Source organism: Pseudonocardia halophobica, from assembly GCF_027922425.1.
Classification (GTDB): domain Bacteria; phylum Actinomycetota; class Actinomycetes; order Mycobacteriales; family Pseudonocardiaceae; genus Pseudonocardia; species Pseudonocardia halophobica.
On the sequence record NZ_BSFQ01000043.1, the window covers coordinates 1 to 24808 of the forward strand.

26 protein-coding genes and 2 tRNA genes are annotated in these 24808 nt (G+C 73.0%); 12 read left to right on the top strand and 16 right to left on the bottom strand.

Going from position 1 to position 24808, the window contains the following annotated elements; genetic code table 11:
* Positions 1-530: 530 nt before the first annotated feature.
* A complete protein-coding gene (locus PKE99_RS31670; protein ID WP_271214951.1) occupies positions 531-1421 on the top strand; it encodes an HNH endonuclease signature motif containing protein in 891 nt (296 codons plus the stop codon).
* Positions 1422-1450: 29 nt separating this feature from the next.
* On the opposite strand, the gene PKE99_RS31675 is transcribed toward PKE99_RS31670, so the two are convergent.
* Both PKE99_RS31675 and PKE99_RS31680 read right to left on the bottom strand, forming a co-directional pair.
* Entirely contained in the window at positions 1451-2287 is an 837-nt protein-coding gene (locus PKE99_RS31675; protein ID WP_271214952.1) for an alpha/beta fold hydrolase, read from the bottom strand.
* A gap of 128 nt (positions 2288-2415) precedes the next feature.
* A complete protein-coding gene (locus PKE99_RS31680) occupies positions 2416-3129 on the bottom strand; it encodes a TIGR00266 family protein (RefSeq protein WP_037047503.1) in 714 nt (237 codons plus the stop codon).
* 143 nt (positions 3130-3272) lie between these two features.
* Between PKE99_RS31680 and PKE99_RS31685 the strand changes: the two genes are divergently transcribed.
* Complete coding sequence (locus tag PKE99_RS31685; protein ID WP_051737635.1) at positions 3273-3701, top strand: ester cyclase; 429 nt, start codon at positions 3273-3275, stop codon at positions 3699-3701.
* Positions 3702-3820: 119 nt separating this feature from the next.
* Positions 3821-4486, top strand: coding sequence for a maleylpyruvate isomerase family mycothiol-dependent enzyme (locus PKE99_RS31690; RefSeq protein ID WP_051737636.1), 666 nt, complete (start codon positions 3821-3823; stop codon positions 4484-4486).
* On the opposite strand, the gene PKE99_RS31695 is transcribed toward PKE99_RS31690, so the two are convergent.
* Entirely contained in the window at positions 4449-5090 is a 642-nt protein-coding gene (locus tag PKE99_RS31695; RefSeq protein WP_037047504.1) for a LysE family translocator, read from the bottom strand. The genes PKE99_RS31690 and PKE99_RS31695 overlap by 38 nt on opposite strands.
* Before the next feature lie 166 nt (positions 5091-5256).
* Here PKE99_RS31695 and PKE99_RS31700 point away from each other — a divergent pair, with 166 nt between their 5' ends.
* The 3 genes from PKE99_RS31700 (at position 5257) to PKE99_RS31710 (ending at position 7836) form a co-directional block, all read left to right on the top strand.
* Positions 5257-5640: a cupin domain-containing protein gene (locus tag PKE99_RS31700; protein WP_037047506.1), complete on the top strand. Its 384-nt coding sequence runs from the start codon at positions 5257-5259 to the stop codon at positions 5638-5640.
* A gap of 143 nt (positions 5641-5783) precedes the next feature.
* On the top strand, positions 5784-7271 hold the full coding sequence (gene rox, locus PKE99_RS31705; RefSeq protein WP_081924251.1) for a rifampin monooxygenase: 1488 nt from the start codon (positions 5784-5786) through the stop codon (positions 7269-7271).
* Positions 7272-7293: 22 nt separating this feature from the next.
* Entirely contained in the window at positions 7294-7836 is a 543-nt protein-coding gene (locus PKE99_RS31710) for a dihydrofolate reductase family protein (RefSeq protein WP_037047508.1), read from the top strand.
* A gap of 16 nt (positions 7837-7852) precedes the next feature.
* Here PKE99_RS31710 and PKE99_RS31715 read toward each other — a convergent pair.
* From PKE99_RS31715 to PKE99_RS31740, 6 genes are all read right to left on the bottom strand, one after another.
* Positions 7853-7923 (bottom strand) — tRNA-Arg (locus PKE99_RS31715).
* A gap of 36 nt (positions 7924-7959) precedes the next feature.
* Positions 7960-8394 carry a DUF6616 family protein gene (locus tag PKE99_RS31720; protein ID WP_051737637.1) on the bottom strand — a complete coding sequence of 145 codons (435 nt, stop codon included), beginning with the start codon at positions 8392-8394 and terminating at the stop codon, positions 7960-7962.
* Positions 8395-8751: 357 nt separating this feature from the next.
* Positions 8752-8824 (bottom strand) — tRNA-Leu (locus tag PKE99_RS31725).
* A 98-nt stretch (positions 8825-8922) separates the two neighbouring features.
* On the bottom strand, positions 8923-10284 hold the full coding sequence (locus tag PKE99_RS31730; RefSeq protein WP_037047510.1) for an NAD(P)/FAD-dependent oxidoreductase: 1362 nt from the start codon (positions 10282-10284) through the stop codon (positions 8923-8925).
* Positions 10285-10362: 78 nt separating this feature from the next.
* On the bottom strand, positions 10363-11124 hold the full coding sequence (locus PKE99_RS31735) for a uracil-DNA glycosylase (protein WP_051737689.1): 762 nt from the start codon (positions 11122-11124) through the stop codon (positions 10363-10365).
* Positions 11121-12065 carry a Ppx/GppA phosphatase family protein gene (locus tag PKE99_RS31740; protein WP_037047512.1) on the bottom strand — a complete coding sequence of 315 codons (945 nt, stop codon included), beginning with the start codon at positions 12063-12065 and terminating at the stop codon, positions 11121-11123. The genes PKE99_RS31735 and PKE99_RS31740 overlap by 4 nt, the downstream gene beginning before the upstream one ends.
* Positions 12066-12175: 110 nt before the next feature.
* Between PKE99_RS31740 and PKE99_RS31745 the strand changes: the two genes are divergently transcribed.
* Both PKE99_RS31745 and PKE99_RS31750 read left to right on the top strand, forming a co-directional pair.
* Positions 12176-13792, top strand: a complete 1617-nt coding sequence (locus PKE99_RS31745; protein ID WP_037047515.1) for an acyl-CoA dehydrogenase family protein — start codon at positions 12176-12178, stop codon at positions 13790-13792.
* A gap of 180 nt (positions 13793-13972) precedes the next feature.
* Positions 13973-14635 (top strand): DUF998 domain-containing protein, encoded by a 663-nt coding sequence (locus PKE99_RS31750; protein WP_051737638.1) that lies wholly within the window; start codon positions 13973-13975, stop codon positions 14633-14635.
* A 7-nt stretch (positions 14636-14642) separates the two neighbouring features.
* Here PKE99_RS31750 and PKE99_RS31755 read toward each other — a convergent pair whose 3' ends face one another.
* From PKE99_RS31755 to eno, 3 genes are read right to left on the bottom strand one after another with little or no spacing between them, the layout of a single operon-like run.
* A complete protein-coding gene (locus PKE99_RS31755; RefSeq protein ID WP_037047517.1) occupies positions 14643-15125 on the bottom strand; it encodes a DUF501 domain-containing protein in 483 nt (160 codons plus the stop codon).
* The gene (locus PKE99_RS31760) at positions 15122-15649 is read right to left on the bottom strand and encodes an FtsB family cell division protein (protein ID WP_037047518.1); all 528 of its coding nucleotides are present in this window, start codon (positions 15647-15649) and stop codon (positions 15122-15124) included. Before PKE99_RS31760 ends, PKE99_RS31755 begins: the two co-directional genes overlap by 4 nt.
* A gap of 4 nt (positions 15650-15653) precedes the next feature.
* Positions 15654-16943, bottom strand: coding sequence for a phosphopyruvate hydratase (gene eno, locus PKE99_RS31765; protein ID WP_037047520.1), 1290 nt, complete (start codon positions 16941-16943; stop codon positions 15654-15656).
* A gap of 174 nt (positions 16944-17117) precedes the next feature.
* Here eno and PKE99_RS31770 point away from each other — a divergent pair, with 174 nt between their 5' ends.
* From PKE99_RS31770 to efeB, 4 genes are all read left to right on the top strand, one after another.
* Positions 17118-17528, top strand: a complete 411-nt coding sequence (locus tag PKE99_RS31770; RefSeq protein WP_037047854.1) for a tetratricopeptide repeat protein — start codon at positions 17118-17120, stop codon at positions 17526-17528.
* A gap of 202 nt (positions 17529-17730) precedes the next feature.
* Positions 17731-18555, top strand: coding sequence for an iron uptake transporter permease EfeU (gene efeU, locus PKE99_RS31775; protein WP_037047522.1), 825 nt, complete (start codon positions 17731-17733; stop codon positions 18553-18555).
* 20 nt (positions 18556-18575) lie between these two features.
* Positions 18576-19739 (top strand): iron uptake system protein EfeO, encoded by a 1164-nt coding sequence (gene efeO / locus PKE99_RS31780; protein WP_037047528.1) that lies wholly within the window; start codon positions 18576-18578, stop codon positions 19737-19739.
* Positions 19740-19831: 92 nt separating this feature from the next.
* Entirely contained in the window at positions 19832-21058 is a 1227-nt protein-coding gene (gene efeB, locus PKE99_RS31785; RefSeq protein ID WP_037047531.1) for an iron uptake transporter deferrochelatase/peroxidase subunit, read from the top strand.
* 174 nt (positions 21059-21232) lie between these two features.
* Here the strand turns inward: efeB and PKE99_RS31790 are convergent, their stop codons facing one another.
* The 4 genes from PKE99_RS31790 to PKE99_RS31805 form a co-directional block, all read right to left on the bottom strand.
* Positions 21233-21922 (bottom strand): lysozyme family protein, encoded by a 690-nt coding sequence (locus PKE99_RS31790; protein WP_051737639.1) that lies wholly within the window; start codon positions 21920-21922, stop codon positions 21233-21235.
* Between the two features lie 183 nt (positions 21923-22105).
* Positions 22106-23017, bottom strand: coding sequence for a nucleoside triphosphate pyrophosphohydrolase (locus tag PKE99_RS31795; RefSeq protein ID WP_051737640.1), 912 nt, complete (start codon positions 23015-23017; stop codon positions 22106-22108).
* Positions 23018-23051: 34 nt separating this feature from the next.
* Positions 23052-23963 (bottom strand): SurA N-terminal domain-containing protein, encoded by a 912-nt coding sequence (locus PKE99_RS31800; RefSeq protein ID WP_051737641.1) that lies wholly within the window; start codon positions 23961-23963, stop codon positions 23052-23054.
* Between the two features lie 50 nt (positions 23964-24013).
* Entirely contained in the window at positions 24014-24592 is a 579-nt protein-coding gene (locus PKE99_RS31805) for an RDD family protein (protein ID WP_037047537.1), read from the bottom strand.
* Positions 24593-24808 lie beyond the last annotated feature (216 nt).

Consider the following 24808-nt stretch of genomic DNA (forward strand, 5'->3'; position numbering starts at 1 on the left):
GCCGGACACGGCGGTGGGCTCGACCAGATCCGGGTCGACCTGTTCGTCGGCTTCCTCGACGGCTCCCTGCACACCCTCACCGACGACCAGATCACCGAAGCGATGCTCGCCAGCCAGGCACCCCGCCCGACCGAGCCCCTGTCCCGACGCCGCACCGGGCGCCCGGGCCCGGCACGGGCTCGCACCGGCGGCGGAGGCGCGCCCGGCAGCTCAGGAAGGCCGAGGCCGGAGCAAATTGACGCCGTCACGCACAGCATCCCTGGCCCATCCACCGAGCACGCCAACAGAGTCGCGCAGGCAAACGCGCCGGACCGCGCTGCCGCGAGCCTCGCCGCCGCGTCCTCGGCTGGAGCGGCGCGCGTCCGCCGAACACCTCGACCGAGCCGACCGAGCCGACAGGGCCCAACCCGACACAATCAAGCCGGCCGAACGGATCGACTGTGCCGGGAGTGCCGAGCGGGCCGGCTGGACCCAGTGGACCGAGCACGCCGGGCCAGCCGACCGTGAGGCGGCGAGGGGTGCACGTGCAAGTGCCCCTCGCAACGCTGCTCGGGCTCGATGACCGGCCCGCCGAACTCCCCACCCTCGGGCCCATTCCCGCCTCCCGTGCCCGCGACCTCGTGCGCGCCCAGCTGAGCGCGCCCTGGCGGTTCGCTCTCACCGACACTGAAGGCCGGCTGGTCCGCGCCGGCACGCTTCGACGGCGGCCGACTGTCGACGACCTCGCCTGCCTCGCAGAGACCGCCGACACTCAGAGCGTCGACACCGGGACAGGAGCGGCATCCCAGACGCCGGTGCCACCCACCGACCCCGCCGCACCGGGGCTGGTCGACCTACTCGTCGACGCCACGCTCCTGCAACGCCTCATCGGAGACCCCACAGCGGTCCCGCCCTCATGGCGACCGGTTCTCGACGAGATCGCGACGTCCCGCGGGCGGCCGCTCGACGACTCCCCCACCGACCGCTTCCCGCACGCGGCGCTGCGCCGCCACGTCGAGTTCCGCGACCGCACCTGCACCTTCACCGGTTGCGTCGCGCCCGCACACGGTATCGACCTCGACCACACCCACGACCATGCCCGCGGCGGCCCCACCACCGCCGACGACCTCGGGCCCGCGTGCCGCCACGACCACGGCCTCAAGCAACGCGGCTGGACCCTCGCCCAACCGGAGCCAGGCGTGTTCGTCTGGCGCAGTCCCCTCGGCCGCGAGTACCGCACCCGCTCCGACCCCCTACTCCCCCCACCGCCACCGCTGCTCCCCGTCGCCGAGGAGGACGACCCCTGCTGCGCCGACCCCCTCGACGACCTCGACCGAAGCGGACCCCTGATCGTCTGGCGGCCCGCCACCGACGACCACGACGACGAACCCCGACCACCACCCCACCCCGCCACCGACCTCGACGAGCCGCCGCCCTTCTGACGGCCCGCTCGCCCGGGCCGGCGGGATCGTCAGGCTCCGGCGCGTGCGGACTCGGGCGGTTTGCGGAGGATCGGCCGCAGCATCTCCGCCAGCGCCCGGGGATGGGTGACCTGAGGGACGTGGGCACCTGGGGTCTCGATGAATGGCGCGTCGAGTTTGTCGGCGAACCAGCGGGAGGCCTCGCAGAACCAGTGATGCCGCGAAGCCGGGTCGCAGTTGTCCGCGCCGGCGGCGACCACGCACGGAACCCCGACCTCGGCGAGTTCTGCCTCGCCGGGCAGGTAGCTCATCACGTCCGCGAGCTCCAGGCCGAAGAAGACCTCGCCGTTGCCCAGCATCCGGGTGCGCAGGTCGTCGTCGAGCGCCTCGAACACCTCGTCACCGGCGACCCAACGGAGGAACCTCTCCATGGCCACCGGCGGGCCGCCCTGAGCCATCCCCTGCTCGACGACCGCCTGCAGTTGCGCGCCCGCGGCTTCACCGCCAGCGGCGACCGCGGCGTAGGGCGGCTCATGGAAGATCGCGCCGCGAAGAACCTCGGGATGCCTGAGCGTGAGACTCGTGAGGATGATCGCGCCCGAGCTGTTCCCATAAGCCACTGCCGGGACGAGATCGAGAGCCCTGAGCAGGTCGGCGGCGTCGTCGGCCTGCTCGTCGATCGGCGCGGCGTCCCACCCCTCCGGCCGCGGGCTGCGGGAGTTGGCGCGCCGGTCGTAGGTCAGGACCGTGAACTCGTCCGCCAGGGCGTCGGCCACCTCGGTCCAGTGCCCGGCGTCGCCGGTCGCCCCGGAGATGAACACGACCGAGGGGCCCTCCCCGCGTCGCTCGTAGTACAGCGTTGTGCCGTTGGCCTCGATCGTAGCCATCTCGTCCTCCCTGACAGTGAGCGCGTGCCGGCGCGCCGGAGGACCGAGGGTGGGACTGCGTACGCACGGGGTCCACCGCCGGACGGCCGACGACGTGGCGTCCGTTCTCCCTCCGCTCGGTGCCGGCATCAGCCGTTGTCGGAGGGCGACGACCGCTCGGGCAGGTAGGGCTGGATCGCGGAGGCGAGCTTCTCGGCCGTCATCGACTGGAGCCAGACGTGCCCGGGGCCGTGGATCTCCGCCAGCATCAGCGAGTCGCCGAACAGCTTGTTCTTCACCCCGCGCACGGAGGTGAACTGGAGCTCCATCCCGGCGCGGTAGAGAGCGAGGTGCCCCGGGTGGATCCACATCGACTGTCCGGCCGGGATGTCGTACTCGGTGATCTCGCCGGCGAGTTGCACCCACGCCACTCCGTCGCCCGACAGCTTCTGGAACACCACGCCGGCGCCGCCGAAGATCCCGGCGCCGAGCTTCTTCTGCAGCCCGACCGACACCTCGACCTTCGCGGTGCTGGCCATGTAGGCGCCGGACTGCACCATGAACTCGTCCGCGGCGTCGACCCGCAGCTCCCGGATCGTGCCCGGGAGATCGGTCGCGAAGGCCACGAACCCGCCCGCCCGTGGGGCGGTGTACTCGGTGAGGAACAGCTGCCCGCCACCGAGGGCCCGCTTCAGACCGCTCATGAAGCCGCCCCGGCCGCCCGAGCCGAACCGGGTGGACGTCTCGAGGTCGAATCCGGAGGACAGCCAGGCGACGTCCCCGCCCTCGGCGATGACCTGCTCGCCGGGACCCATGGTGATCTCCAGGACGGGCATCGTCGTGCCCATGATCCGGGTCTGCATGGCAGGAAGGTAGAGGTGGCGCGCCGGCACCGGAAGGGTCCCGAACGCCCCAGGACAAGGGCCGAACGGCGGCAGCCGGACGCCGAACCGTCGCAGTACGGTGTCCGCCCCGCCCACCGGTCGCTCCCCGCGAGGAGGCCACGTTGACCACGACGACCACGAGCTCGCGCAACGAGACCGCGCTCGCCCGGGCCATCGAGCGCTGGAACGCCGGTGACCTCGAGGGCTACCTGGAGATCTACGCCGACGACATCCGGCTGCACGGCATGTCCCCGGAACCGTTGGACAAGCGGGGCGTGCGCGCGACGTACCAGGCCATGTTCGCGGCCTTCCCGCGGAATCACCTGGAGCTCCACGAGACGTTCAGTGACGGCGACCGGCTGAGCTGCCGGTTCACGCTGACGGGCCGGCACGACGGCGACTACATGGGCATCCCGCCGACGGGGCGCGACATCAGCCTGCCGGGCATCACGATCCTGCACTTCCGCGACGGTCGGTGCGTCGAGCGCTGGGTCTGCGCCGACACCCTGGGGCTCCTCGTCCAGCTCGGGGTCGTCCCGCCGCCGCACTGACGATCGCGGGCCCGGCCCCGCCGATGAGTTCCGCGCCCGTTCGCGGTCTGCCCGTCCGAGACCGAGAGTGGGGAGATCGAGCGTGCCCGAGCCCGTCCTGCTGACCCACCCGCGACGAGCTGTGGGCCGCCGTCCACGCGGAACGCGCCGCCCTGGCCGAGGACCTCGCCGAGCTCGACGACGGCGGGTGGGCGGCCCCGTCGTTGTGCGGCCGCTGGACCGTCGAGGATGTCGTCGCGCACCTCACCGCTGCCGCGAGCACCGGCACGGTCCGGTGGATCACGAGCATCGTCGGCGCACGTTTCGACGCCGACCTCCACAACGCCCGGCGGCTCGCGGAGCACCGCGGCGCCACCCCGGCCGAGACCCTCGACCGCTTCCGCGCCGTGGTCACCAGCACCCGGGCGGCGTCCGGGCACACGCCCGCGTGGCTCGGCGAGATCGTCGTGCACGGCCAGGACGTCCGCCGGCCCCTCGGGATCCGGCGGACGCCGTCGATCGAGTCGCTCACCGCCGTCGCCACGTTCTACGCGAGCCGGGACTTCACGGTGAACAGCAAGAAGACGGTCGCCGGTCTCCGGCTGGAGGCCACCGACGGGCCCTTCGCCCACGGCGACGGGCCTTTGGTCCGCGGTCCCTCCGTCGCGCTGACCATGGCCATGGCCGGGCGCGCGACCTACTGCGACGACCTCGACGGACCCGGTGTGCCGATTCTGCGCTGGCGCTGCGCGAACCAGCAGCTCGCCTTCAGGACGTCGCCGGGGTGTGCCCCACCGCGGTCCTGACCGCGAACGCACCCAGCAGGCTCCCCGCGACCCACCGCTGGACGGTCATTGCGCGCGGACGCGCCGCCAGGAACCGGGCGACGGACGCCGCCGCCAGGACGATCAGGGCGTTGACGGTCAGGGCGACGACGATCTGGACCGCGCCGAGCTGCAGGAACTGACCCCACGCCGCCCCGCCGGACGGATCGACGAACTGCGGCAGGAGCGCCGCGTACATCAGCGCGATCTTGGGGTTGAGCAGGTTGGTGAGCAGGCCCATGCCGAACAGCCGCCGGTCGGAAGCCGGCTCCAGGTCGCGCGCCTCGAACGGGGAGCGGCCGCCCGGCCGCAGCATGACCCAGGCCAGCCACGCGAGGTACAGCGCGCCCGCGATCTTGACGGTCGTGTACGCGGCGGGGACCGCGGCGAACAGGGCGGACAGCCCGGCCACGGCGGCCAGGAGGTAGCACAGGAACCCCACGCCCGTCCCGGCCAGGGAGACGAGTCCGGCGCGCCTGCCCTGGGAGATCGCCCGGGAGGCCAGGTAGATCATGTTGGGCCCCGGCGTGAGGACCATGCCGAGGGCGACCAGGACGACGCCGACGACGGCGGACGGTTGGATCACGAGCCGAGCCCCTTCCACGGTGCTCCCGCCACACAAGCACCCGGCCCGCGCGATCACCACGGGTTTGCGGGCGGACCCGAGGGGCGGAACGGCGGCTTGACGTGGCGTGCCGGGGTGGTAGGCCGGACGACACCGATCCGGAACACCCCCCGTCGGAGGGCACCTCATGACCGAGACTCTGAAGCCGGTGGACCTCACCGTCGTCGACACGACGACCGCGGAGTGGCAGGACTTCCCCGTGCCCGCCATCAACGCCCACCTCGAGCACGTGCCGCTCCTCGACGACCCGGACACGGGGATGATGGTGGTGAAGATGGTCTACCGGGCCGGGTTCACCAACACCTGGCACACCCATCCCTGCGGCCACGGCATCTACGTGCTCGACGGTGTCCTGAACACGCACCAGGGCGACTTCGGGCCGGGCAGCTTCGTGTGGTTCCCCGAGGGCGGGACCATGCAGCACGGCGCCACCAAGGACGCCGACTGCACCTTCCTGTTCATCACGAACAAGCCGTTCGACATCCACCACGTCGCCACGGCCGAGGGCTGACCGGGCGGACGGACGGAAAGAGGCCACTCCGGACCTCCCCGCCACTCTCAACGTATAGCGCCCCGGGGGCCTTGCGGCAAGACCCGGGCCGTGGCCCAGAATCGCCCGCCGAAGCCAGGACCTGCAGGAATCGGGGGGAATGCATGGCCGGCGTGATCATCGTGGGCGGCGGGCCGACGGGCATGATGCTGGCGGCGGAGCTGCGCCTGCACGACGTGGACGTGGTCGTGCTGGAGAAGGAGGCCGAGCAGCCGCCGTTCGTGCGCTCGCTCGGGCTGCACGTGCGCAGCATCGAGGTGATGGACCAGCGCGGGCTGCTGGAGCGGTTCCTGGAGCACGGGAAGAAGTACGAGGTCGGCGGGTTCTTCGCCGGCATCCCGACGCCGTGGCCGCGGCTGGACACCGCGCACGGCTACGTCCTCGGCGTCCCGCAGACCACCACGGACCGGCTGCTCGAGGAGCACGCCCTCGAGGTCGGCGCCGAGGTCCGGCGCGGTGCCGAGCTCGTCGGGCTGGTGCAGGACGCGGACGGGGTCACCGCCGCGCTCGCCGACGGCACCCGGTTGCGGGCCCGGTACCTCGTCGGCTGCGACGGCGGCCGGAGCACCGTCCGGAAGCTGCTCGGCATCGCCTTCCCGGGCGAGCCCTCGACCGTCGAGACGCTGCTGGGCGAGATGGAGGTGACCGCGCCGCCGGAGACCGTGGCCGCGGTGGTGGCGGAGGTCCGGGAGACCGAGAAGCGGTTCGGCCTCGGGCCGCTCGGCGACGGGCGGTACCGGGTCGTGGTGCCCGCCGTCGGGGTGACGGAGGACCGCGCCGTCCGGCCGACCCTCGAGGACTTCCGGCGCCGGTTGCGGGCGGTCGCCGGCACCGACTTCGGCGTGCACTCGCCGCGCTGGCTCTCCCGCTTCGGCAACGCGACCCGGCAGGCCGAGCGGTACCGCGAGGGCCGCGCGTTCCTGGCCGGCGACGCGGCGCACGTCCACCCGCCGACCGGCGGGCAGGGCCTCAACCTCGGCATCCAGGACGCGTTCAACCTCGGCTGGAAGCTCGCGGCGGCGGTCGCGGGCTGGGCGCCGGAGGACCTGCTGGACAGCTTCGAGTCCGAGCGGCATCCGGTGGCGACGGCCGTCCTGGACAACACCCGCGCGCAGATGGAGCTGATGTCCACCACGCCCGGGGCGCAGTCCGTGCGCAGGCTCGTCCAGGAGCTGATGGCCTTCGAGGAGGTCAACCGCCACCTGATCGAGAAGATCACCGCCATCGGCATCCGCTACGACTTCGGCGCGGGACCGGACCTGGTCGGCCGCCGGATGCGGGACGTCCAGCTCAAGAAAGGCCGCCTCTACGAGCTGACGCGGGCGGGCCGCGGGCTGCTCCTCGACCAGACCGGCCGGCTCTCGGTCGAGGGCTGGGCGGACCGGGTCGACCACGTCGTCGACGTCAGCGAGGAGCTCGACGTGCCCGCGGCGCTGCTCCGGCCCGACGGCCACGTGGCGTGGGTCGGGGAGGACCAGCAGGGCCTGCTCGACGCCCTGCCCCGGTGGTTCGGCGCCCGTGCCGACCTGCCGAGGGGCGGGCCCCTCGTCGTCGCTCGAGAGATCGTCCCGCCGACGCCGATGAGTTCGTGACCTGTTCCGGGTCGTCACCGGTATGAGCGATACGGCTGCCGGCCCGGGCAAGGTCGTCGTGAACAGGGCGATGTCGTTGGACGGCTTCATCGCCGGCCCCGACGACGCGATGGACTGGATCTTCGACCACCTGGACAACGACGCGTTCCCCGAGGTCATGCAGGCCACCGGCGCGATGCTGGTCGGCCGGGGCACCCACGAGGTCAGCAAGCGGATGTTCGCCGGAGACGCCGACTACGACGGGGGGCCGGTGTTCGTCCTGACGCACCGGCCGCCGGACGAGCCCGAGCACGGGGTCACCTTCCTCACCTGCGATCTCGGGGAGGCCGTCGCCACGGCGCGCGCGGCCGCGGGTGGGAAGAACCTGGAGATCCTCGGAGCCGACCTGGCGAGCCAGTGCTTGCGGCACGGTCTCGTCGACGAGGTGCTGGTGTACGTCCTGCCGGTGCTCCTCGGGGACGGCGTGCGCTTCTCGACCTCGGGGCTCGGCAGGATCGACCTCGAACCGTTCGACAACAGGCAGTCGGGTTCCGTGACCATGCTCCGCTTCCGCGTGCGGAAGTAGAGCTGGTCGGGCACGGTGCCCCCGGTGGGACTCGAACCCACACTGTGCCCCTTCGAAGGGGAAGCGGCCTGACGCTCTGACCATGGCCCTGACCTGCGCTGGGACACCCTGCTGGGCACACTTCTACCCATCGAGCTGGATCATGTCGGCATTCATCACGTCCGGTGTGATGATCCTGCCACTGAAATTGACCTGCTCGAAGTGGTCGAGGAAACCTGCTTCCTTCGCGCCGGCTTCGAGCTCGTCACTGAAAGCCTTGTCGGGCAGCCTCCAGACGGCCATGTACCGATAATCCATGCGCTCCGGACCGGTGTTGTCGTTGATGGCACAGCCGAGGAACTCGGCGCCCCGTTCGACCAGGCCCATGATGAACGGACCGATCTTCTCGTGGAAGAAGTGCTGTCGCTCCTCCAGGGAAAGTGCGAGCCAGGACGGCCTGGCTTTCCAGATCTCGGTGAGGATGTAGCCGCTCTCACTGCCCATGGTGTCCTCCTGGTTGCCGCCTGCCGCCCCCACGCGCTGGGTCCTGGTGCTGATCTCCTCGCGGCGCCGATCCACCCTTCCGACCCCTCGGCGGGGGCGCAAGGCACGCTGTCCCGCCCTGTGCCCGGGCCGACGGGCCGGTAGCCGTGTCGGCGCGTCGTGGGAGACCAGCACCCCGCCGCACCTCCACTGATCTCCGAGCGGTCCCGGGTGCGGGCGGAGCCCGCGACCACCTGCGTGCCTCTCGGCTCTGCCAGTCCGTCAACGACCTGGACCAGGCCGAGCCGGACCACTCCGCTGATGTGCGAGACGACGAGAGGATTCCGATGCGCGCGTAGTGGGCGGGAGCACTCGGAGACTCATCCGGACCGAGCACGGGACGAGAAGCGATCGCATCCGCAGCTCAGAGCCACCATCGGGCAGTCGCAGGGGTGCCCCCGGTGGGACTCGAACCCACACTGTGACCCTTTTAAGGGGCCTGCCTCTGCCGTTGGGCTACGGGGGCCCGACCGCAGCCTAACGACGACGCGGCCGGAGAACGCCGACGGCGCCCGCCCCCGGTGAAGGGCGGGCGCCGTCGAGCGCCTGTCGGCCGGTGCCGCGTCAGCTGGCCTTGGCGTCGGCCTCCTGCGCGACCGTCGGGGGCAGCGGGGTCACCGTGCCGCCGGCGATCCGGCTGAACTCCGCCTTCGGCTCGTGGATCTGGCCCAGCGCCACGACCTCCCGGCCCATGAGCAGCGCGGTGGTCCAGTCCATGACGATCCGGAAGCGGCGGTTCCACGTGGGCATGCGGCTCACGTGGTAGGTGCGGTGCATGAACCACGCCGGGAAGCCCTTGAGCTTGATCCCGTAGACCTGGGCGACGCCCTTGTACAGGCCGAGGCTCGCGACCGAGCCGGCGTAGCTGTGCCTGTACTGCTTCATCTCGTACCCGCGCAGGTACGCGACGATGTTGTCCGCCAGCACCTTCGCCTGCCGGACGGCGTGCTGCGCCGACGGGCTGGTGCGGGCGTTCGGGTCGTCCTTGGTGAGGTCGGGGATCGACGCGCAGTCACCCGCGCTGAACACGCCCTTCAGCCCGTTGACCGTGAGGTCGGCCGCGCACTCGACGTGCCCGCGGGGACCGCGGGGCAGGTCGGTCTGCTCGAGCATCGGGTTCGGCTTGACGCCGGCGGTCCAGACGATCGTGTCCGCGTCGAACTCACTCCCGTCGGACAGCACGACGTGCCCGTCGACCATCGACTCCACGCGGGTCTCGAGCAGGACCTCGATGCCGGCGTCGAGCAGGCGGCGCACGGTGTACGCGCCCATCTTCGGGCCGACCTCGGGCATGATCCGGTCCATCGCCTCGACGAGGACCCAGCGCAGGTCGCCCGGCTCGATGCCCTCGTAGTAGCGGGTCGCGTACCGGGCCATGTCGGCGAGCTCGGCGAGCGCCTCGACGCCCGCGTACCCACCGCCGACCACGACGAAGGTCAGCAGCCGGCTGCGCAGCTCGGGGTCCGCGGTGGTCGAGGCCGCGTCGAGCCGCGAGAGCACGTGGTTGCGCAGGTAGATGGCCTCGCCGACGGTCTTGAAGGCGATGCCCTGCTCGGGCAGGCCGGGGACCGGCAGGGTCCGGGCGACCGAGCCGGGGGCGACGACGAGGACGTCGTACTCCAGCGTCGTGGTGTGCCCGGCCGCGGTCTGCACCGTGACCTTCTTGTCGGCGTCGGAAACGGCGGTGACCCGGCCGGTCAGCACGCGGCAGCCGCGCAGCACCTTGTGCAGCGGGACCACGACGTGCCGCGGCTCGATCGAGCCGGCCGACGCCTCGGGGAGGAACGGCTGGTAGGTCATGTGGGACTGGGGGTCGATGACCGTGATGTCCGCCTCGCCGCGGCGCAGCTTCTTCTGCAGCCGCAGAGCGGTGTACATGCCGACGTAGCCGCCACCGACCACGACGATTCGTTGAGCGTGCGCCATACCTACATTCGTACCCCGGAGACGTAAGCCCGACCGCCGGATCCGACGTGATCTGCGTCCGAGGGGGTGTGAGTTCACCTACAGGCCGGCAGCGCGTGCCGCGGTGGCGAGGACCTCCTCGAGCATCGCCGGGGTCAGCTTGCCGGTGAAGGTGTTCTGCTGGCTCACGTGGTAGCTGCCGAACAGGTGCAGCGACCCCGCGGGCCGGACCGACGCCAGCTCGACGTGCGCGCCGTGGCCGAACCGCGGGCGCGGCCGCGGGATCGTCCAGCCGTGGTCGGCGAGCACCGGCAGCAGCGCCTGCCAGCCGAAACCCCCGAGGACGACGACGGCGCGCAGGCTCGGGCGCTGCAGCTCGATCTCGGCGTCGAGCCAGGGCCGGCACTCGTCGCGCTCGGCGGGGGTGGGCTTGTTCTCGGGCGGGGCGCACTTCACCGGCGCCGTGATCCGGGTGCCGATCAGCCGCAGCCCGTCGCCCCGGTGCACGGCCGTCGGTTGGTTCGTCAGGCCGACGGCGTGCATCGCCGCGTAGAGGACGTCGCCGGAGCGGTCCCCGGTGAAGATCCGTCCGGTGCGGTTCCCGCCGTGGGCCGCCGGGGCGAGCCCGACGATCAGCAGCCGCGCGTCGGCGGGACCGAGACCCGGCACCGGCCGGCCCCAGTACTCCCAGTCCCGGAAGGCCGCGCGCTTGTCCCGCGCTACCTTCTCCCGCCACTCGACCAGCCGCGGGCAGGCCCGGCACTGCGTGACCCGGGCGTCGAGGTCGGCGAGCGTCGGCGCGGCCGGCGCCGCGAGGCGGGGCCAGCCCGGCCCCGGCGGCCCGCCCGCAGGTTCGCTCAGGCGATCGATCGCGCGATCCCGTCGAGGATGTCGTGCTCGGAGACGACGAGCTTGCCGATGCCGGCGCGGGAGTGCAGCTCGTCCGCCAGCGCCTCGACGACGAGCGCGCCCGCGCCGATCACGTCGATGCGGCCGGGATGGAGCGCGCCGAGCTTCTCGCGCTCCTCGCGCGGCGAGGTGACCAGCATCTGGGCGACCCGGTGCACGTCGTCGCGGGTCAGCGTGGACAGGTGCACGGCCTCGGGGTCGTACTCCGGCAGGTCCTGCGAGATCCCGGAGAGGGTGGTGATCGTGCCGGCCACGCCGACCCAGCACTTCACGCCCTCGACCGGCACCGCCTCGAACGCCTCGTCGAGGATCTCGCGGGCGAGGGCCCGGGCCTTCTCGACGTCGTCCGGCGCGGGTGGGTCACCAGGCAGGCACCGCTCGGTGAGCCGGACGCTGCCGACGTCGACGGACCGGGCCGCCGCGACGCCGTCGCCGAGCGTGCCGACCACGACCTCGGTCGACCCGCCGCCCACGTCCGTGACGACGAACGGGCCGTCGTCCGGGTCGAGGTCGCCGACCGCACCCTGGAAGGACAGCCGCGCCTCCTCGTCGCCGCTGATCACCTCGGCGTCGACCCCGAGGACGTCCCGGACCATCCCGAAGAAGTCCTCGCGGTTGGTCGCGTCCCGGGTAGCGGAGGTGGCGACCATCCGGACCCGCTCGGCGCCCTTGCGGCGGATCGCCGCCGCGTAGTCGACCAGCGCGGCGCGGGTGCGCTCGAGGGCCTCCGGGTCGAGCCGGCGGGTCGCGTCGACGCCCTTGCCGAGCCGCACGATCCGCATCTCCCGGTGCAGGTCGCGCAGGTCCTTCGTGCCGTCGAAGGTCTCGGTGACGTCGGCGATCAGCAGGCGGATCGAGTTGGTCCCGCAGTCGATGGCGGCCACCCGGGACATGCGTGCTCCTGTGGGGTCGACGGTCGTTCCCGCTCACCGTATCGGCAGGCGGGGCGGTCCGGGCGGCCGCGCGCTCCCGGATCCGACGTCCACGGGGTTACCCTCCGGTAATGACCGTGGCACCGGGCACCGAGCTGGGCACGCACACCGTCGCGAACCAGGTCCCGCCGCTCGACGGGTTCGATCCGCTCGCGTGCGATCCGGGCCTGGCCGACGCGCTGCGCCGGGAGGGGGCGGCGCCGGACCTGAAGGCCCTGGCCCTCGCCGTCGGGTCGGCGGAGTACCGCGAGCACGCGCGGCTGGCCAACGAGCACGAGCCGGTGCTGCGCACCCACGACCGCTACGGGCACCGGATCGACGAGGTGGACTTCCACCCGTCGTGGCACGCCCTGATGCAGCTGTCGGTGGAGCACGGGCTGCACGCGGCCCCGTGGGCGGACGGCTCGCACCTCGCCCGTGCCGCCGGCTTCTACCTGGTCAGCACCCTGGAGCAAGGGCACTGCTGCCCGATCTCGATGACCTACGCCGCCGTTCCCGCGCTCCGCCACTCCCCCGAGCTGGCCGAGCGCTACGAATCCGGCCTGGCCGCCCGCACCTACGCGCCCGGCCTGGCCCGCCCGGAGACCAAGCCGGGCCTGCTCGCGGGCATGTCGATGACCGAGAAGCAGGGCGGCTCCGACGTCCGCACCGGCACCACGCGCGCCACCCCCAACGCCGACGGCACGTACTCCCTCGTCGGGCACAAGTGGTTCACCTCGGCCCCGATGAACGACCTGTTCCTCACGCTCGCGCAGGCGCCGGGCGGGCTGACCTGCTTCGTCCTCCCCCGCGTGCTGCCCGACGGCACCCGCAACGCCCTGCGCATCCAGCGGCTGAAGGACAAGCTCGGCAACCGCTCGAACGCCTCGGCCGAGCTGGAGTACTCCGGCGCCGTCGGTTGGCGGGTCGGCGACGAGGGCCGGGGGGTCGCGACGATCATCGAGATGGTCTCGATGACCCGTCTGGACTGCGTGCTCGGCGCGGCCGGGACGGTCCGGGCCGCGCTGTCCGAGGCCGCGCACCACGTGGCGCACCGTTCGGCGTTCGGCGCCCTGCTCGCGGACCAGCCGCTGATGCAGGCCGTCGTGGGCGAGCTGGCGGTGGAGTCCGAGGCCGCGACCACGCTCGCGGTCCGGCTGGCCGGGGCGGTCGAGCGGGGCGAGACGGCCTTCCTGCGACTGGCGCTGCCGGCGTCGAAGTACCTGGTGTGCAAGCGGACGCCGGCGGTCGTCGCGGAGGCGCTGGAGTGCCTGGGCGGCAACGGCTACGTCGAGGAGTCACCGATGCCGCGGCTCTACCGGGAGAGCCCGCTGAACTCGATCTGGGAGGGCTCGGGCAACGTCACCGCGCTCGACCTGCTCCGTGCCCTGGCCCGCTCGCCGGAGTCCGCCGACGCGGTGCTCGACGAGATCGCCCTCGCCGCGGGTGCCGACGCGCGGTTCGACCGGGCCGTGGACCAGCTCCGATCGGAGTTCCGGGACCCGGAGCCGCGGCGGGCCCGGCGACTGGCCGAGCTGCTCGCGCTGTGCCTGCAGGGGTCGCTGCTGCTGCGCACCGCCCCGGCCGAGGTCGCCGACGCCTTCCTGGCCGGCCGCCTGCAGCCCGACGGCCCGTGGCGCACCGCCGGCACCCTGCCCGAAGGCGTCCCTGCGAAGCCGCTGCTGAAGCGCGTCACGCCCGCCCTCTGACCGGCGATGGTCGCTATGGCGACCATCGACACCCACGAGGCGGAGCCCGGACCCCGAGGGCCGACGGTCCTGCGGCCCGCGATCCGCACGGCCCTGCCCGCCCGCGCGACCAGCCGCCACGCTCGTCCCGCCGGGTGGCCGCGCACGCGAGGCGGCCGCGTGCGACGCGGAGGAGGCCCCATGTCGATCACGCCCTCGCGAGCAGGCGCCCTGGCCGCCGGGACACGTGAGCGCGTCCGGCGCGTCCTGCTCGCCTGCGGCCCGCTCTCGGCGCTGGTCTACGTCGTGATGCACGAGGTCGCCGCCCTGCAGTGGCCGGGCTACAGCCGGATCGGGAACGCCATCAGCGAACTCTCGCTGCCCGGCGCACCCTCGCGCTGGGTTCTGGAGCCCTGGTTGGGCCTGGCGTACAACCCGCTGCTCGTCGCGTCCGGGATCGGGATCTGGCTGTCTGCCGGCGGCCGGCGTGCGGTGCACGCGATCGGCGCTCTCCTGGCCCTCTCCGGGGTCGCGGCTCCGCTCTGGGTGCTGTTCGGGAGCGCCAACCTGGGGGCGCACCTCGCTCTCAGTGCGGTGAGCGTGCTGGCCTGGCTGGGCGCGGTGGGGTGCGGCGGCGCGGTCGCCGGGCGCCGGTTCCGCCTCTACTCCCTGGTGACCCTCGCCGTGGTGCTGACCTTCTTCGGGCTGGCCTTCGGCTACGCACCCGCGGTCGCCGCAGGCCGGCCGACCCCGTTCATGGGGCTCGACGAGCGGGTCGCCTTCGCCGCCTTCTTCCTCTGGCAGACGGTGCTCACGGTGCTCCTGTGGCGGAGACGAGGTGCGGTGGAGCCGGTCGGTCCGTGAGATACCGTCAGGCGCAGTCGGTGCCGGTCCACCAGTCGCCGAGGAGCTCCAACGCCTCGTCGCCGAACGGGTTCACGCCCGGGCCCTTGGCCAGGCTGTGCGCCACGTGGACGTGCAGGCACTTCACGCGGCCGGGCATGCCACCGGCGCTGACGTCCGTGCCGAGCGGCTCGATCGCGTCCCGCTCGGCGAGGTAGGACTCGTGGGCCCGGCGGTAGCGCTCCGCCAGCTCGGCGTCCTCCTCGAGCCGCGCGGTCATCTCCTTCATCAACCCCGAGGCCTCGAGCGTCCCGATGCGGGAGGCCAGCCGCGGGCAGGTGAGGTAGTAGAGCGTGGGGAACGGCGTGCCGTCGGGCAGCCGCGGCGCGGTCTGCACGACGTTCGGGTGGCCGGACGGGCAGCGCGCCGCGACCAGCCGCATGCCCCGCGGGGCACGCCCGAGCTGCGCCGCGACGGTCTCGCGGTCGACCTCGGAGAGGGTCTCGGTCATCGGGGGGCGCCCTCCGTCACGTCGCTCCACAGGGTCCGGTACCAGGGTGTGCCCTTGCGCGCGGCCTCCACGTCGGCGGCCGAGGGCGTGTCCGGCAGCTGCACCACGTAGGGCACCTCACCGGGCCGGACGTACCCGAGCCGCGAGCGGGCCTCGGCCGCGACCTCGTCCGGGTTCGACAGCCGCGCCTTCTGCTCCTCCAGCTGCGCGACCTCGACAGCCAGGGCGCGCTGCTGCTCCTGGACCGCGGCCAGCTCCTGCCGCTGCGCCACGTAGTTGCGCAGCGGCACCGCCACGGTCAGCGCCAGCGCGCACACCACGATCGCGAGGATCGCCGCGCGCCGGGTCGAGGACAGCCCGAGCAGCCCGCTCGTGCGGGCCACCACCGTCCCCGCCCGGCTGCGGGTGCGGGTGAGCTGCGGCTCGCGCACACGCCGGCCGCCGGGCGCCGGGCGGGCCTGCCCGGCCCCGCCCCGGTCCGCCCGGGCGGCGGCCCGCTCGCGGACCCGCGCCTCACCCGCCACGCGGTCAGGCCCCCGGCGTGAACCGCGGGAAGGCCAGCTCGCCGGCGTAGCGCGCGGCGTCGCCCAGGCTCTCCTCGATGCGGAGCAGCTGGTTGTACTTGGCGACCCGCTCAGATCGCGCGGGCGCACCCGTCTTGATCTGGCCGCAGCCGGTGGCGACGGCGAGATCGGCGATGGTCACGTCCTCGGTCTCGCCCGAGCGGTGGCTCATCATGCAGCGGTAGCCGTTGTTGTGGGCCAGCGTGACCGCGTCGAGGGTCTCGGACAGCGTGCCGATCTGGTTGACCTTGACCAGCAGCGCGTTGGCGGCCCCGCGGTCGATGCCGTCCTCGAGCCGCTCCGGGTTGGTGACGAACAGGTCGTCGCCCACGAGCTGGACCTTGTCGCCGAGCGACTCGGTCAGCGAGACCCAGCCGTCCCAGTCGTCCTCGGCCAGCGGGTCCTCGATCGAGACCAGCGGGAACGAGTCGACGAGCTCGGCCCACACCTTGGCCAGGTCCGCCGAGGACAGCTCCTTGCCCTCGTAGCGGTAGACGCCGTCGGAGAAGAACTCGGTGGCGGCCACGTCGAGCGCCAGCACGACGTCCGTGCCCAGGGTGAAGCCCGCCTTGCCGATCGCCGTGGAGATCAGCTCGAGCGCGCCCCGGGTGCCGCCGGCGACGTCCGGCGCGAAGCCGCCCTCGTCGCCGAGCCCGGTGGCCAGGCCCTTCTCCTTCAGCACCGACTTGAGCGCGTGGTAGATCTCCGCACCCCAGCGCAGCGACTCACGGAAGGACTCCGCGCCGATCGGCGCGACCATGAACTCCTGGACGTCCACCGAGGTGTCCGCGTGGGCGCCGCCGTTGAGGATGTTCATCATCGGCACCGGGAGCACGTGCGCGTTCGGCCCGCCGACGTAGCGGTAGAGCTCCAGGCCCGACGACTCGGCCGCGGCCTTGGCCACCGCCAGCGACACGCCGAGCAGCGCGTTCGCGCCGAGGCGCGACTTGTCCGGGGTGCCGTCGAGGTCGACGAGGCGCTGGTCGACCAGGCGCTGGTCCACCGCGTCCATCCCGGTCAGCTCCGGGCCGATCTCGTCGAGCACGGCCGAGACGGCCTTCTCGACACCCTTGCCGCCGTACCGCTTCGGGTCCCCGTCGCGGAGCTCGACGGCCTCGTGCTCGCCCGTCGAGGCCCCGGAGGGGACCGCGGCGCGCTCCAGCGTCCCGTCGTCCAGCGCGACCTCGACCTCGACCGTGGGGTTCCCCCGCGAGTCGAGGATCTCGCGTGCGCCGACCTGCTCGATCACAGCCACCCAATAGCTCCTGTTCTCTCCGGCTCGCCGGAACTCGCGGGTCAGGGTAACCACCGGGCCCCGTGATCAGGGCGGCGAACCGCCGCCGAGCCGCGCACGTCACGCCCCGGTGGGCGGCGGCCGCGTGTCAAGACCTCGCGGATCGCCCGCCCGCGGCCTACCGTAGGAATGACCATGACGAGTCAGCCTGCACCGGGACCCGGTCCGCGCGCCCGCAACCGCGTCTTCGAGGGGTTCCGCCGGGCGGAGCTGCTGCTGGCCGACCGGCGCCCGCTCGACGCGTTGCAGGCCCTGCTCCCCGCCCTGGAGAGCCAGCCCAACGCACCGTCGGTCCACCTGCTCGCGGGCCGCGCCTACCTCGACTCGGCCCAGCTCGCCAAGGCCGAGGAGGCCTTCTGCCGGGTGCTCGAGCTCGACCCGGCGGACCACTACGCCCGCTTCGCGCTCGGCAAGGCACTGCAGCGGCAGGGCAGGCTGGGCGAGGCCAAGGGCCAGCTGCAGATGGCCACGGTCATGGACCCGCGCCCGGAGTACCAGGAGGCGCTGGGAGAGGTGCGCGCGCGGATCGCCCGCATCACCGAGTAGGCCGTCTCACGGGCAGCGCCGGCCGATCACCCGATAGATCACGGTTGCGCCTCACGTTCCGACATCGATCGCAAAACGGACATAAGCCCAGGTCGGCCCCTGTCCCCGGCCTACCGCGTCCCCCGTTCGAGAAGCTAGCCTCACCTCGGTCCGCTGAGCCTCACCTCAGCGGAGGTACGCCGACACAGAGGAGACCGGGACGGTGCTGGGCAACGCCCTGATCGGGTTGCGCGAGGGCCTCGAGGCCTCGCTGGTCGTCAGCATCCTCGTCGCCTTCCTGATCCGCACCGACCGCCGGCACGAACTGCCGAAGGTGTGGGCGGGCGTCGCGTTCGCGATCCTGGTCAGCGTCGGCGTCACGCTCGGGCTCACGCTGGCCGAGCAGGCCCTCACCTTCGAGGCCTCCGAGGCGCTCGGCGGCTCGCTCTCCATCGTCGCCGTCGCGTTCGTCACCTGGATGATCTTCTGGATGCGGTCCAACGCCCGCGCGCTGAAGTCCGAGCTCGAGGGCAAGCTCGAGGCGGCGATCAAGATGGGTCCGGCCGCCGTCGTCGTGATGGCCACGCTCGCCGTGGGGCGCGAGGGCCTCGAGACCGCCGTGTTCTTCTTCGCCGCGGCGCAGGCCGCGGGCGAGACCGTGCAGCCGCTGGTCGGCTTCCTGATCGGCATCGCGATCTCCGTGGTCATCGCCTACGCGATCTACCGCGGCGCCATGCGGATCAACCTCGCCAAGTTCTTCACGGTCACCGGGTTCTTCCTGATCTTCGTCGCCGCCGGGATCCTGGCCTACGGCGTGCACGACCTGCAGGAGGCCGGGATCCTGCCCGGCCTCACCACCCTCGCGTTCGACGTGAGCGCCGCGATCCCGCCGGACTCGTGGTACGGGACGCTCCTCAAGGGCGTCCTCAACTTCTCCCCGCAGACCACGGTGCTCGAGGCCGTCGTCTGGTGTCTCTACGTCGCCGTCGTCCTGACGCTGTTCCTGTTGCCCCAGCGCACGCGGTCCACCACCGCCGCCACCGCGTGACATCACCGAGGAGAACGCCCATGCCCCGCAGGACCCCGGATCACCGCAGAGCAGGCGCCGCCCTGCTCGCGGCCGGCACCGCCCTGCTGCTCGCCGGCTGCACCAGCACGGCCCAGCCCCCGGCCGCCCAGCAGGGCGGCGGCGGGCCGATCGCGGTGACCGCCAGCGACTCCGCCTGCCAGGTCTCGGCCACCGAGGCGCCCGCCGGCAACATCTCCTTCACCGTGAAGAACACGGGCACGAAGGTCACCGAGTTCTACCTCTACGGCACCGGCGACCGGATCATGGGCGAGGTCGAGAACATCGGCCCCGGCCTGTCCCGCGACCTCATCGTCGAGGTGCCCGACGGCGGCAGCTACACCACCGCCTGCAAGCCCGGCATGGTCGGCGACGGCATCCGCGCTCCCTTCACCGTGACCGGTACGGCCCAGCGCTCCACGGACACCAACGCGAAGCTCGCCGAGGCCACCGCCGGGTACACGCGCTACGTCACCTCCCAGATCGAGGCGCTCGTCGCCAAGAACAAGGAGTTCACCGACGCCGTCAAGGCCGGCAACGTGGACCAGGCCAAGGCCCTGTACCCGGTCGCGCGCACCTACTGGGAGCGGGTCGAGCCGGTCGCGGAGTCCTTCGGCGATCTCGACCCAAAGATGGACGGCCGCGAGGACGACGAGCGCGAGCCGGGCGTGGCGTTCACCGGTTACCACCGGCTCGAGAAGGACCTGTGGGTCGACGGCCTGCAGGCCGACTCGGGGCAGATCGCCGACCAGCTCGACGCGGACATCCTCGACCTGCAGAACCGCGTGAAGTCCGTCCAGTTCACCCCCGTCGAGCTCGCCAACGGCGCCAAGGAGCTGCTCGACGAGGTCGCCACCGGCAAGATCACCGGTGAGGAGGACCGCTACTCGCACACAGACCTCTGGGACTTCAAAGCCAACGTCGAGGGCAGCCAGGCCTCCGTCGCGGCGCTGCGCCCCGTGATCGACGAGAAGGACCCGAACCTGGGCCCGACGCTCGACCAGCGCTTTGCCGACGTGGAGAAGCTGCTCGAGGGCTACCGCACGCCGAACGGCGGCTTCGTGCTGTACACGCAGCTGACCCCGGAGGACACCAAGAAGATGGCCGACTCCGTCGACGCGCTCGCCGAGCCGGTCTCCCAGGTCGCAGGAGTCGTCACGTCGTGAGTGCGAGCCGGTCCCCGTCCTCGGCCCCGGAGAGCCCGCCCGTCGGGCCGCCGCCCACTGACCCGCCCAGCGGCGGGGACGGTGGGGGCGGCATGTCCCGGCGCAGGCTGTTCGGCTACGCGGGGGCCGGCGTCGCGCTGGCCGGCGCCGGCGCGGCGATCGGCTACGCCGCCGGGTCCTCCGGCGGCGGGCCGGACCGCCCGGGCGTCGTCCCGTTCCGGGACACGCACCAGGCCGGGATCGTCACGCCGGCGCAGGACCGGCTGCACTTCGTGGCGATGGACCTGACCACCACCGACCGCGCCGAGGTCCAGCGGCTGCTGCAGAAGTGGACCACCGCGGCCGAGCGGATGACGGCCGGGCAGGAGGTCACCGAGAACGGTGCAGTCGGGCTCAACAAGTACTCCCCGCCGACCGACACCGGCGAGGCACTCGGGCTGCCGGCCGCGTCGCTCACCCTGACCGTCGGCTTCGGCGCGTCGTTCTTCGAGAAGCTGGGCCTGCAGGACCGGATGCCGGCCGGGCTGGCCCCGCTGCCCTCGTTCACGGGGGACAACCTCGACCCGGCCCGGTCGGGCGGCGACATCTGCCTGCAGGCCTGCGCGGACGATCCGCAGGTCGCGGTGCACGCGATCCGCAACCTCGTGCGGATGGGCTTCGGCACCACGTCGGTCAGGTGGTCGCAGCTCGGGTTCGGCCGCACGTCGTCGACCTCGACGGCGCAGGACACCCCGCGCAACCTCTTCGGCTTCAAGGACGGCACCAACAACCTCAAGGCCGAGGAGCCCACCGAGCTCGACGCCAACGTCTGGGTGCAGCCGGGCGACGGGCCGGAGTGGATGACGGGCGGGTCCTACCTGGTCGCGCGCCGGATCCGGATGCACATCGAGATCTGGGACCGCACGTCGCTCGACGAGCAGGAGCAGATCGTCGGGCGGTCGAAGGGCGAGGGGAACCCGCTCAGCGGGCAGAAGGAGTTCGACCTCGCCGACTTCGCGGCCAAGGGCACCGACGGGCAGCCCGCGATCGCGACTGACGCGCACATCCGGCTCGCCTCGGCCGAGACGCAGAACGGCGCGAAGATGCTGCGCCGCGGCTACAACTTCGTCGACGGCTCGGACGGCTCCGGGCACCTCGACGCCGGCCTGTTCTTCCTCGCCTTCGTCCGCAACCCGCAGACCCAGTTCGTGCCGATCCAGCGGGCGTTGGCGAACAAGGACAAGATGATGGAGTACCTGGAGCACAACGGCTCCGCGGTCTTCGCCGTCCCGCCCGGGCTGCGGGACGGGGAGTGGTGGGGCCAGGGCCTCTTCGCCTAGCCAGCCTCGCAAGTCGCGCCACAGCCCCCCGCGAGTCGGGAGCTCTGACACCGCGAGTCGGGAGCTCTGACACCGCGAGTCGGGAGCTCTGACACCGCGAGTCGGGAGCTCTGGCACCGCGAGTCGGCAGTTTCAGGCGACCGAGTTGCACATCTCGGATGCCCGGCCCGGCGCTCAGCTCGCCGACGCGTACCGGTCGGCGGCGGCCCAGACGTCCCGCGCGTAGTCGACCGACCGGTTGTAGGCGAGCACGCCCTCCCACCAGCCGTCGCCGGCCGCGGTGTCCCGGTCGGCGGAGCAGAGGTACGCGGCTGCGGCCCGGGCCGCGGCGTCGACGTCCTGCGGGTTCCCCTCGCCGAAGCGGGCCCAGGTTCCCGGCAGGAACTGCATCGGTCCGACGGCCCGGTCGTGCTCCCTGTCGCCGTCGAGCCGCCCGCCGTCCGTGTCCGGGATCGCGCGGGTGCCGTTCAACCCGTCCAGCCGGATCCCGACGATCGGGGGCGTGGCGACGCCGTCGACGAGCCGCGCGCCGTGGATCCGACCGTGGTTCGACTCGACCCGCCCGATCCCGGCGAGGGTGTTCCAGGTCAGCCCGCAGCCGGGCGTCCGGTCCCGCTGGGTCTGTTCGGCCGCCGCGTACGCCTGGAGGGCCCGGGCCGGGATGCCCGTGGCCCGGGCGCGCTCGCTCGCCCACGCCGCAGGGTCCGCGTCCGAAGGCACGGGCGGCGCGGGTGTCACAGGGGTGCCGCGTGCGACGACGCCGGGCCGATCCTGCTCGCGGCCGGGCTGCCCGAGCGTCGCGACGCCGAGCACGAGCAGCCCCACGACAGCGAACACCCCGAGGAGGATCGCGAACGGACGCACGACTCCGACGCTACGGACGGGAACTGAGAGCGGTCTGAGCCCGACCTCCCGGGATGTGCGACTCGGACGCCCGAAACTCCCGACTCGCGGTGCCGGAACTCCCGACTCGCGGTGCTACAACTCCCGACTCGCGGTGCCAGAACTCCCGACTCGCGGTGCCAGAACTCGCGACTCGCGGGGGGGTCAGGCGGGCCAGGCGCGGCGCCAGGTCTCGGGGTCGAGGGAGTGGGGGTCGGCGCCCTGGGCGGCGGCGGAGCGCTCCGCGGCCCGGACCCGGTCGGCGAAGGCGCGGGCGGCGGAGCGCAGCTCGGCCTCCGGATCGGCACCACCCAGCTTGGCCTGCGCGACCTGCCGGAACAGCTCCTCCCCCACCCTGCCTCCGGCGGGCAGCAGGTCCTCGGGGAGCCCGGCGCGGGCGGTGCGGGAAACCAGCTTCGCGGCGAGCGCGACGGCCGGCTGCCCCAGCGGCACCCCGTCGACCGACGAGCTGCGCTGTTTCTCCGCGCGCTTGAGCTCCTCCCACCGTCCCTCCTGCGCGGTCGCTGTCTCGATCCGCTCGGACCCGGCGAAGACGTGCGGGTGCCGCCCGACGAGCTTGGCCACCAGCCCGTCGGCCACCGCGTCGATGTCGAAGGCGCCCTCGGCCGCCTCCTGCGCGACCCGGGCGTGGAACAGCACCTGGAGCAGCACGTCCCCCAGCTCCTCGCGCATGTCGGCGCGGTCGCCGTCCTCGATCGCCTGGTAGAGCTCGTAGCACTCCTCGACGAGGTACTGCAGCAGCGACTCGTGGGTCTGCTCGGCGTCCCACGGGCAACCGCCCGGCGAGCGCAGCCGGTCCATGACGGCCACGGCGTCGAGCAGCGCGGCACCCTCGGGCTCGGGCACGGCGACGGCGCCCGCGGTCGGCTCGCAGGTCAGCAGCACGGCGTCGTCGGGAAGCTGGCCGGCCACGGGCTCGGCCCCGGCCGCCTCCACGACGTCCGCGGGCACCGAGGGGTCCGCGTAGACGGCGGAGGCGGCGCGCAGGGCGGGCAGCGCGGCGGCCGGCAGGACGGCGCCGAGCCGCCGGGACAGGACGATCACCGTGGGAGCCACGTCCCCAGTCTCCCCCGGCGCCGGGCGCCGGGTCTCAGCCCCCGGCCGGGCCGATGATGGTGCCGGACTGCTGCCCCTCGGCCACGACCCTCATGCGCACCGGGTCCCACACCCCGAACCGTGGGTTGACCTGGACGTTCCCGGCGTCGGGCTGGGTCAGCCGCTCCCCGATCGACGCCAACGTGTCCTGGTCGATGGAGGTCGCGGCGGACGGGCCCTCCGCGGGCGCGTTCGTGACGCGGTCCGTCACGTGCAGCACCAGCCAGATCCCCTGGCCCGGGGAGGGCTGGAACGCCACGGTCTGCCCGGCGGGCGTGCCGAACAGGACGGTCGTGGCGGTGTCGGGGTCGGTCGCGGCGCGGTAGGTCTGGCCGGTCTGCGCGGTGCGCGGGTCGGCCAGCACCTCACGGGCCCGGTCCCCGCCGGCGGCGACGGCACGGGCCTTCTCCTCGGCGTCGGCCTGCGAGGTCGCCGCGACGAGGTCGGCGGTGACGGCGAGCCCGTCGACGTACTTCTCGGCCAGGGCGATCGCGAGCAGCCGGTCGCGGGCCCGCTCGCGCAGGGCGGCGCCCTCGAACAGGCTGCGGTCCAGCTGCAGGGCCGAGGGGTCGGCGAGCAGGGCGTCGACCCGGTCCTCGCCGACCGTGATGCCCTCGCGCGCCGCCGCCGCGGTGACCAGCTCGTGGCTGACCTGCGTGCTCACGACGTACCGGGCGACGTCCGCGTCGGCGATCTCGCCGGTGCTCTGCGCGGAGAGCTCGGCCTTGTGCGCCAGCGCGGTGTCGATCCGGCTCTGGACCTCCGCGAGGCCCACCGACCGGTCCGCCACGATCACCGCCGACCCGACCTGGCTGGGACCGCTGCCGCAGCCCGCGGCCACCGCCCCCACCGCGCACGCGGCGACGATCACTCGGCCGATCCGGCCCGGGCGTCCGATGCTCCGCACGGCCGTCACCTTCTCACGGCCGGACGTGCGACAGATCACCCCACCCGGATTCAGCCCACCCGGACGACGACGGTGTCGCACACCTTGTCGGCGAAGGTCTGGCGCCGCTCGTCCCACAGCGGCCAGAGGTAGCCCAGGTACAGCGGCGCCGCGTCGAGGACGTGCGCGAGCTGGTGGGCGAGCGTCGCCCAGAAGCCGAGCGTGCCGCCGTCGCGGGCCTGGACCAGTCTCGTGCCCATCAGCTGCTTGCCGAGGCTCTGCCCGGTGGTGCCCTGCCGGTAGCAGGTGTTCCACAGCGCGAAGGCGAAGGCGGCGAGGTAGAAGACGCCGGCGATCCCGAAGACCACCCCGAGATCGTTCGAGATGGCGAGGCCGAGCAGTCCCAGCGAGGCGATGACACCGGGGATCAGCCCGTCGACCAGCGCCGAGCCCACGCGGGAGCCCCAGGAGGCGTAGTCGGGCCGCGGCGGGACCGGCGGCGGGTAGGCGCCGTAGGGGGCCGGGTACTGCGGCGCGTACGGCCCGCCGTAGGGCGGCTGCGCATACTGCTGGGGCGCGTACTGCGGCGCGTACTGCGGCGGCTGCGGCTCCCACGGTGTGCGGGGCGGCTGCGGCGGGGTGACGGTCACGGGTCCTCCGGGCGGCTGGGTCGTCGGCGCGGGTGATCAGCGCGGCAGCCCGGACTCGACCGGCGGACCTCCGCCGTTAGCACCGCTCCGAGGACCGCGTGGGTGGGTGTCGGGCGATCGCCGGACCCCTACCCGCGCGAACCTGACATACCGTCGACCGTGCCCGGTGCCTGCGGTCCACCGCCCCGCAGGTGCCGGGCCCGCGTCGGTCCCTGC

What these genes read in the sequence shown, in the direction of transcription:
- PKE99_RS31675 (WP_271214952.1), bottom strand. Translation starts at nt 2,287, where the DNA reads ATGGCTACGATCGAGGCCAACGGCACAACGCTGTACTACGAGCGACGC.
- PKE99_RS31680 (WP_037047503.1), bottom strand. Translation starts at nt 3,129, where the DNA reads ATGCAGACCCGGATCATGGGCACGACGATGCCCGTCCTGGAGATCACC.
- PKE99_RS31700 (WP_037047506.1), top strand. Translation starts at nt 5,257, where the DNA reads ATGACCGAGACTCTGAAGCCGGTGGACCTCACCGTCGTCGACACGACG.
- rox (WP_081924251.1), top strand. Translation starts at nt 5,784, where the DNA reads ATGGCCGGCGTGATCATCGTGGGCGGCGGGCCGACGGGCATGATGCTG.
- PKE99_RS31710 (WP_037047508.1), top strand. Translation starts at nt 7,294, where the DNA reads ATGAGCGATACGGCTGCCGGCCCGGGCAAGGTCGTCGTGAACAGGGCG.
- PKE99_RS31730 (WP_037047510.1), bottom strand. Translation starts at nt 10,284, where the DNA reads ATGGCGCACGCTCAACGAATCGTCGTGGTCGGTGGCGGCTACGTCGGC.
- PKE99_RS31740 (WP_037047512.1), bottom strand. Translation starts at nt 12,065, where the DNA reads ATGTCCCGGGTGGCCGCCATCGACTGCGGGACCAACTCGATCCGCCTG.
- PKE99_RS31745 (WP_037047515.1), top strand. Translation starts at nt 12,176, where the DNA reads ATGACCGTGGCACCGGGCACCGAGCTGGGCACGCACACCGTCGCGAAC.
- PKE99_RS31750 (WP_051737638.1), top strand. Translation starts at nt 13,973, where the DNA reads ATGTCGATCACGCCCTCGCGAGCAGGCGCCCTGGCCGCCGGGACACGT.
- PKE99_RS31755 (WP_037047517.1), bottom strand. Translation starts at nt 15,125, where the DNA reads ATGACCGAGACCCTCTCCGAGGTCGACCGCGAGACCGTCGCGGCGCAG.
- PKE99_RS31770 (WP_037047854.1), top strand. Translation starts at nt 17,118, where the DNA reads ATGACGAGTCAGCCTGCACCGGGACCCGGTCCGCGCGCCCGCAACCGC.
- efeO (WP_037047528.1), top strand. Translation starts at nt 18,576, where the DNA reads ATGCCCCGCAGGACCCCGGATCACCGCAGAGCAGGCGCCGCCCTGCTC.
- efeB (WP_037047531.1), top strand. Translation starts at nt 19,832, where the DNA reads ATGTCCCGGCGCAGGCTGTTCGGCTACGCGGGGGCCGGCGTCGCGCTG.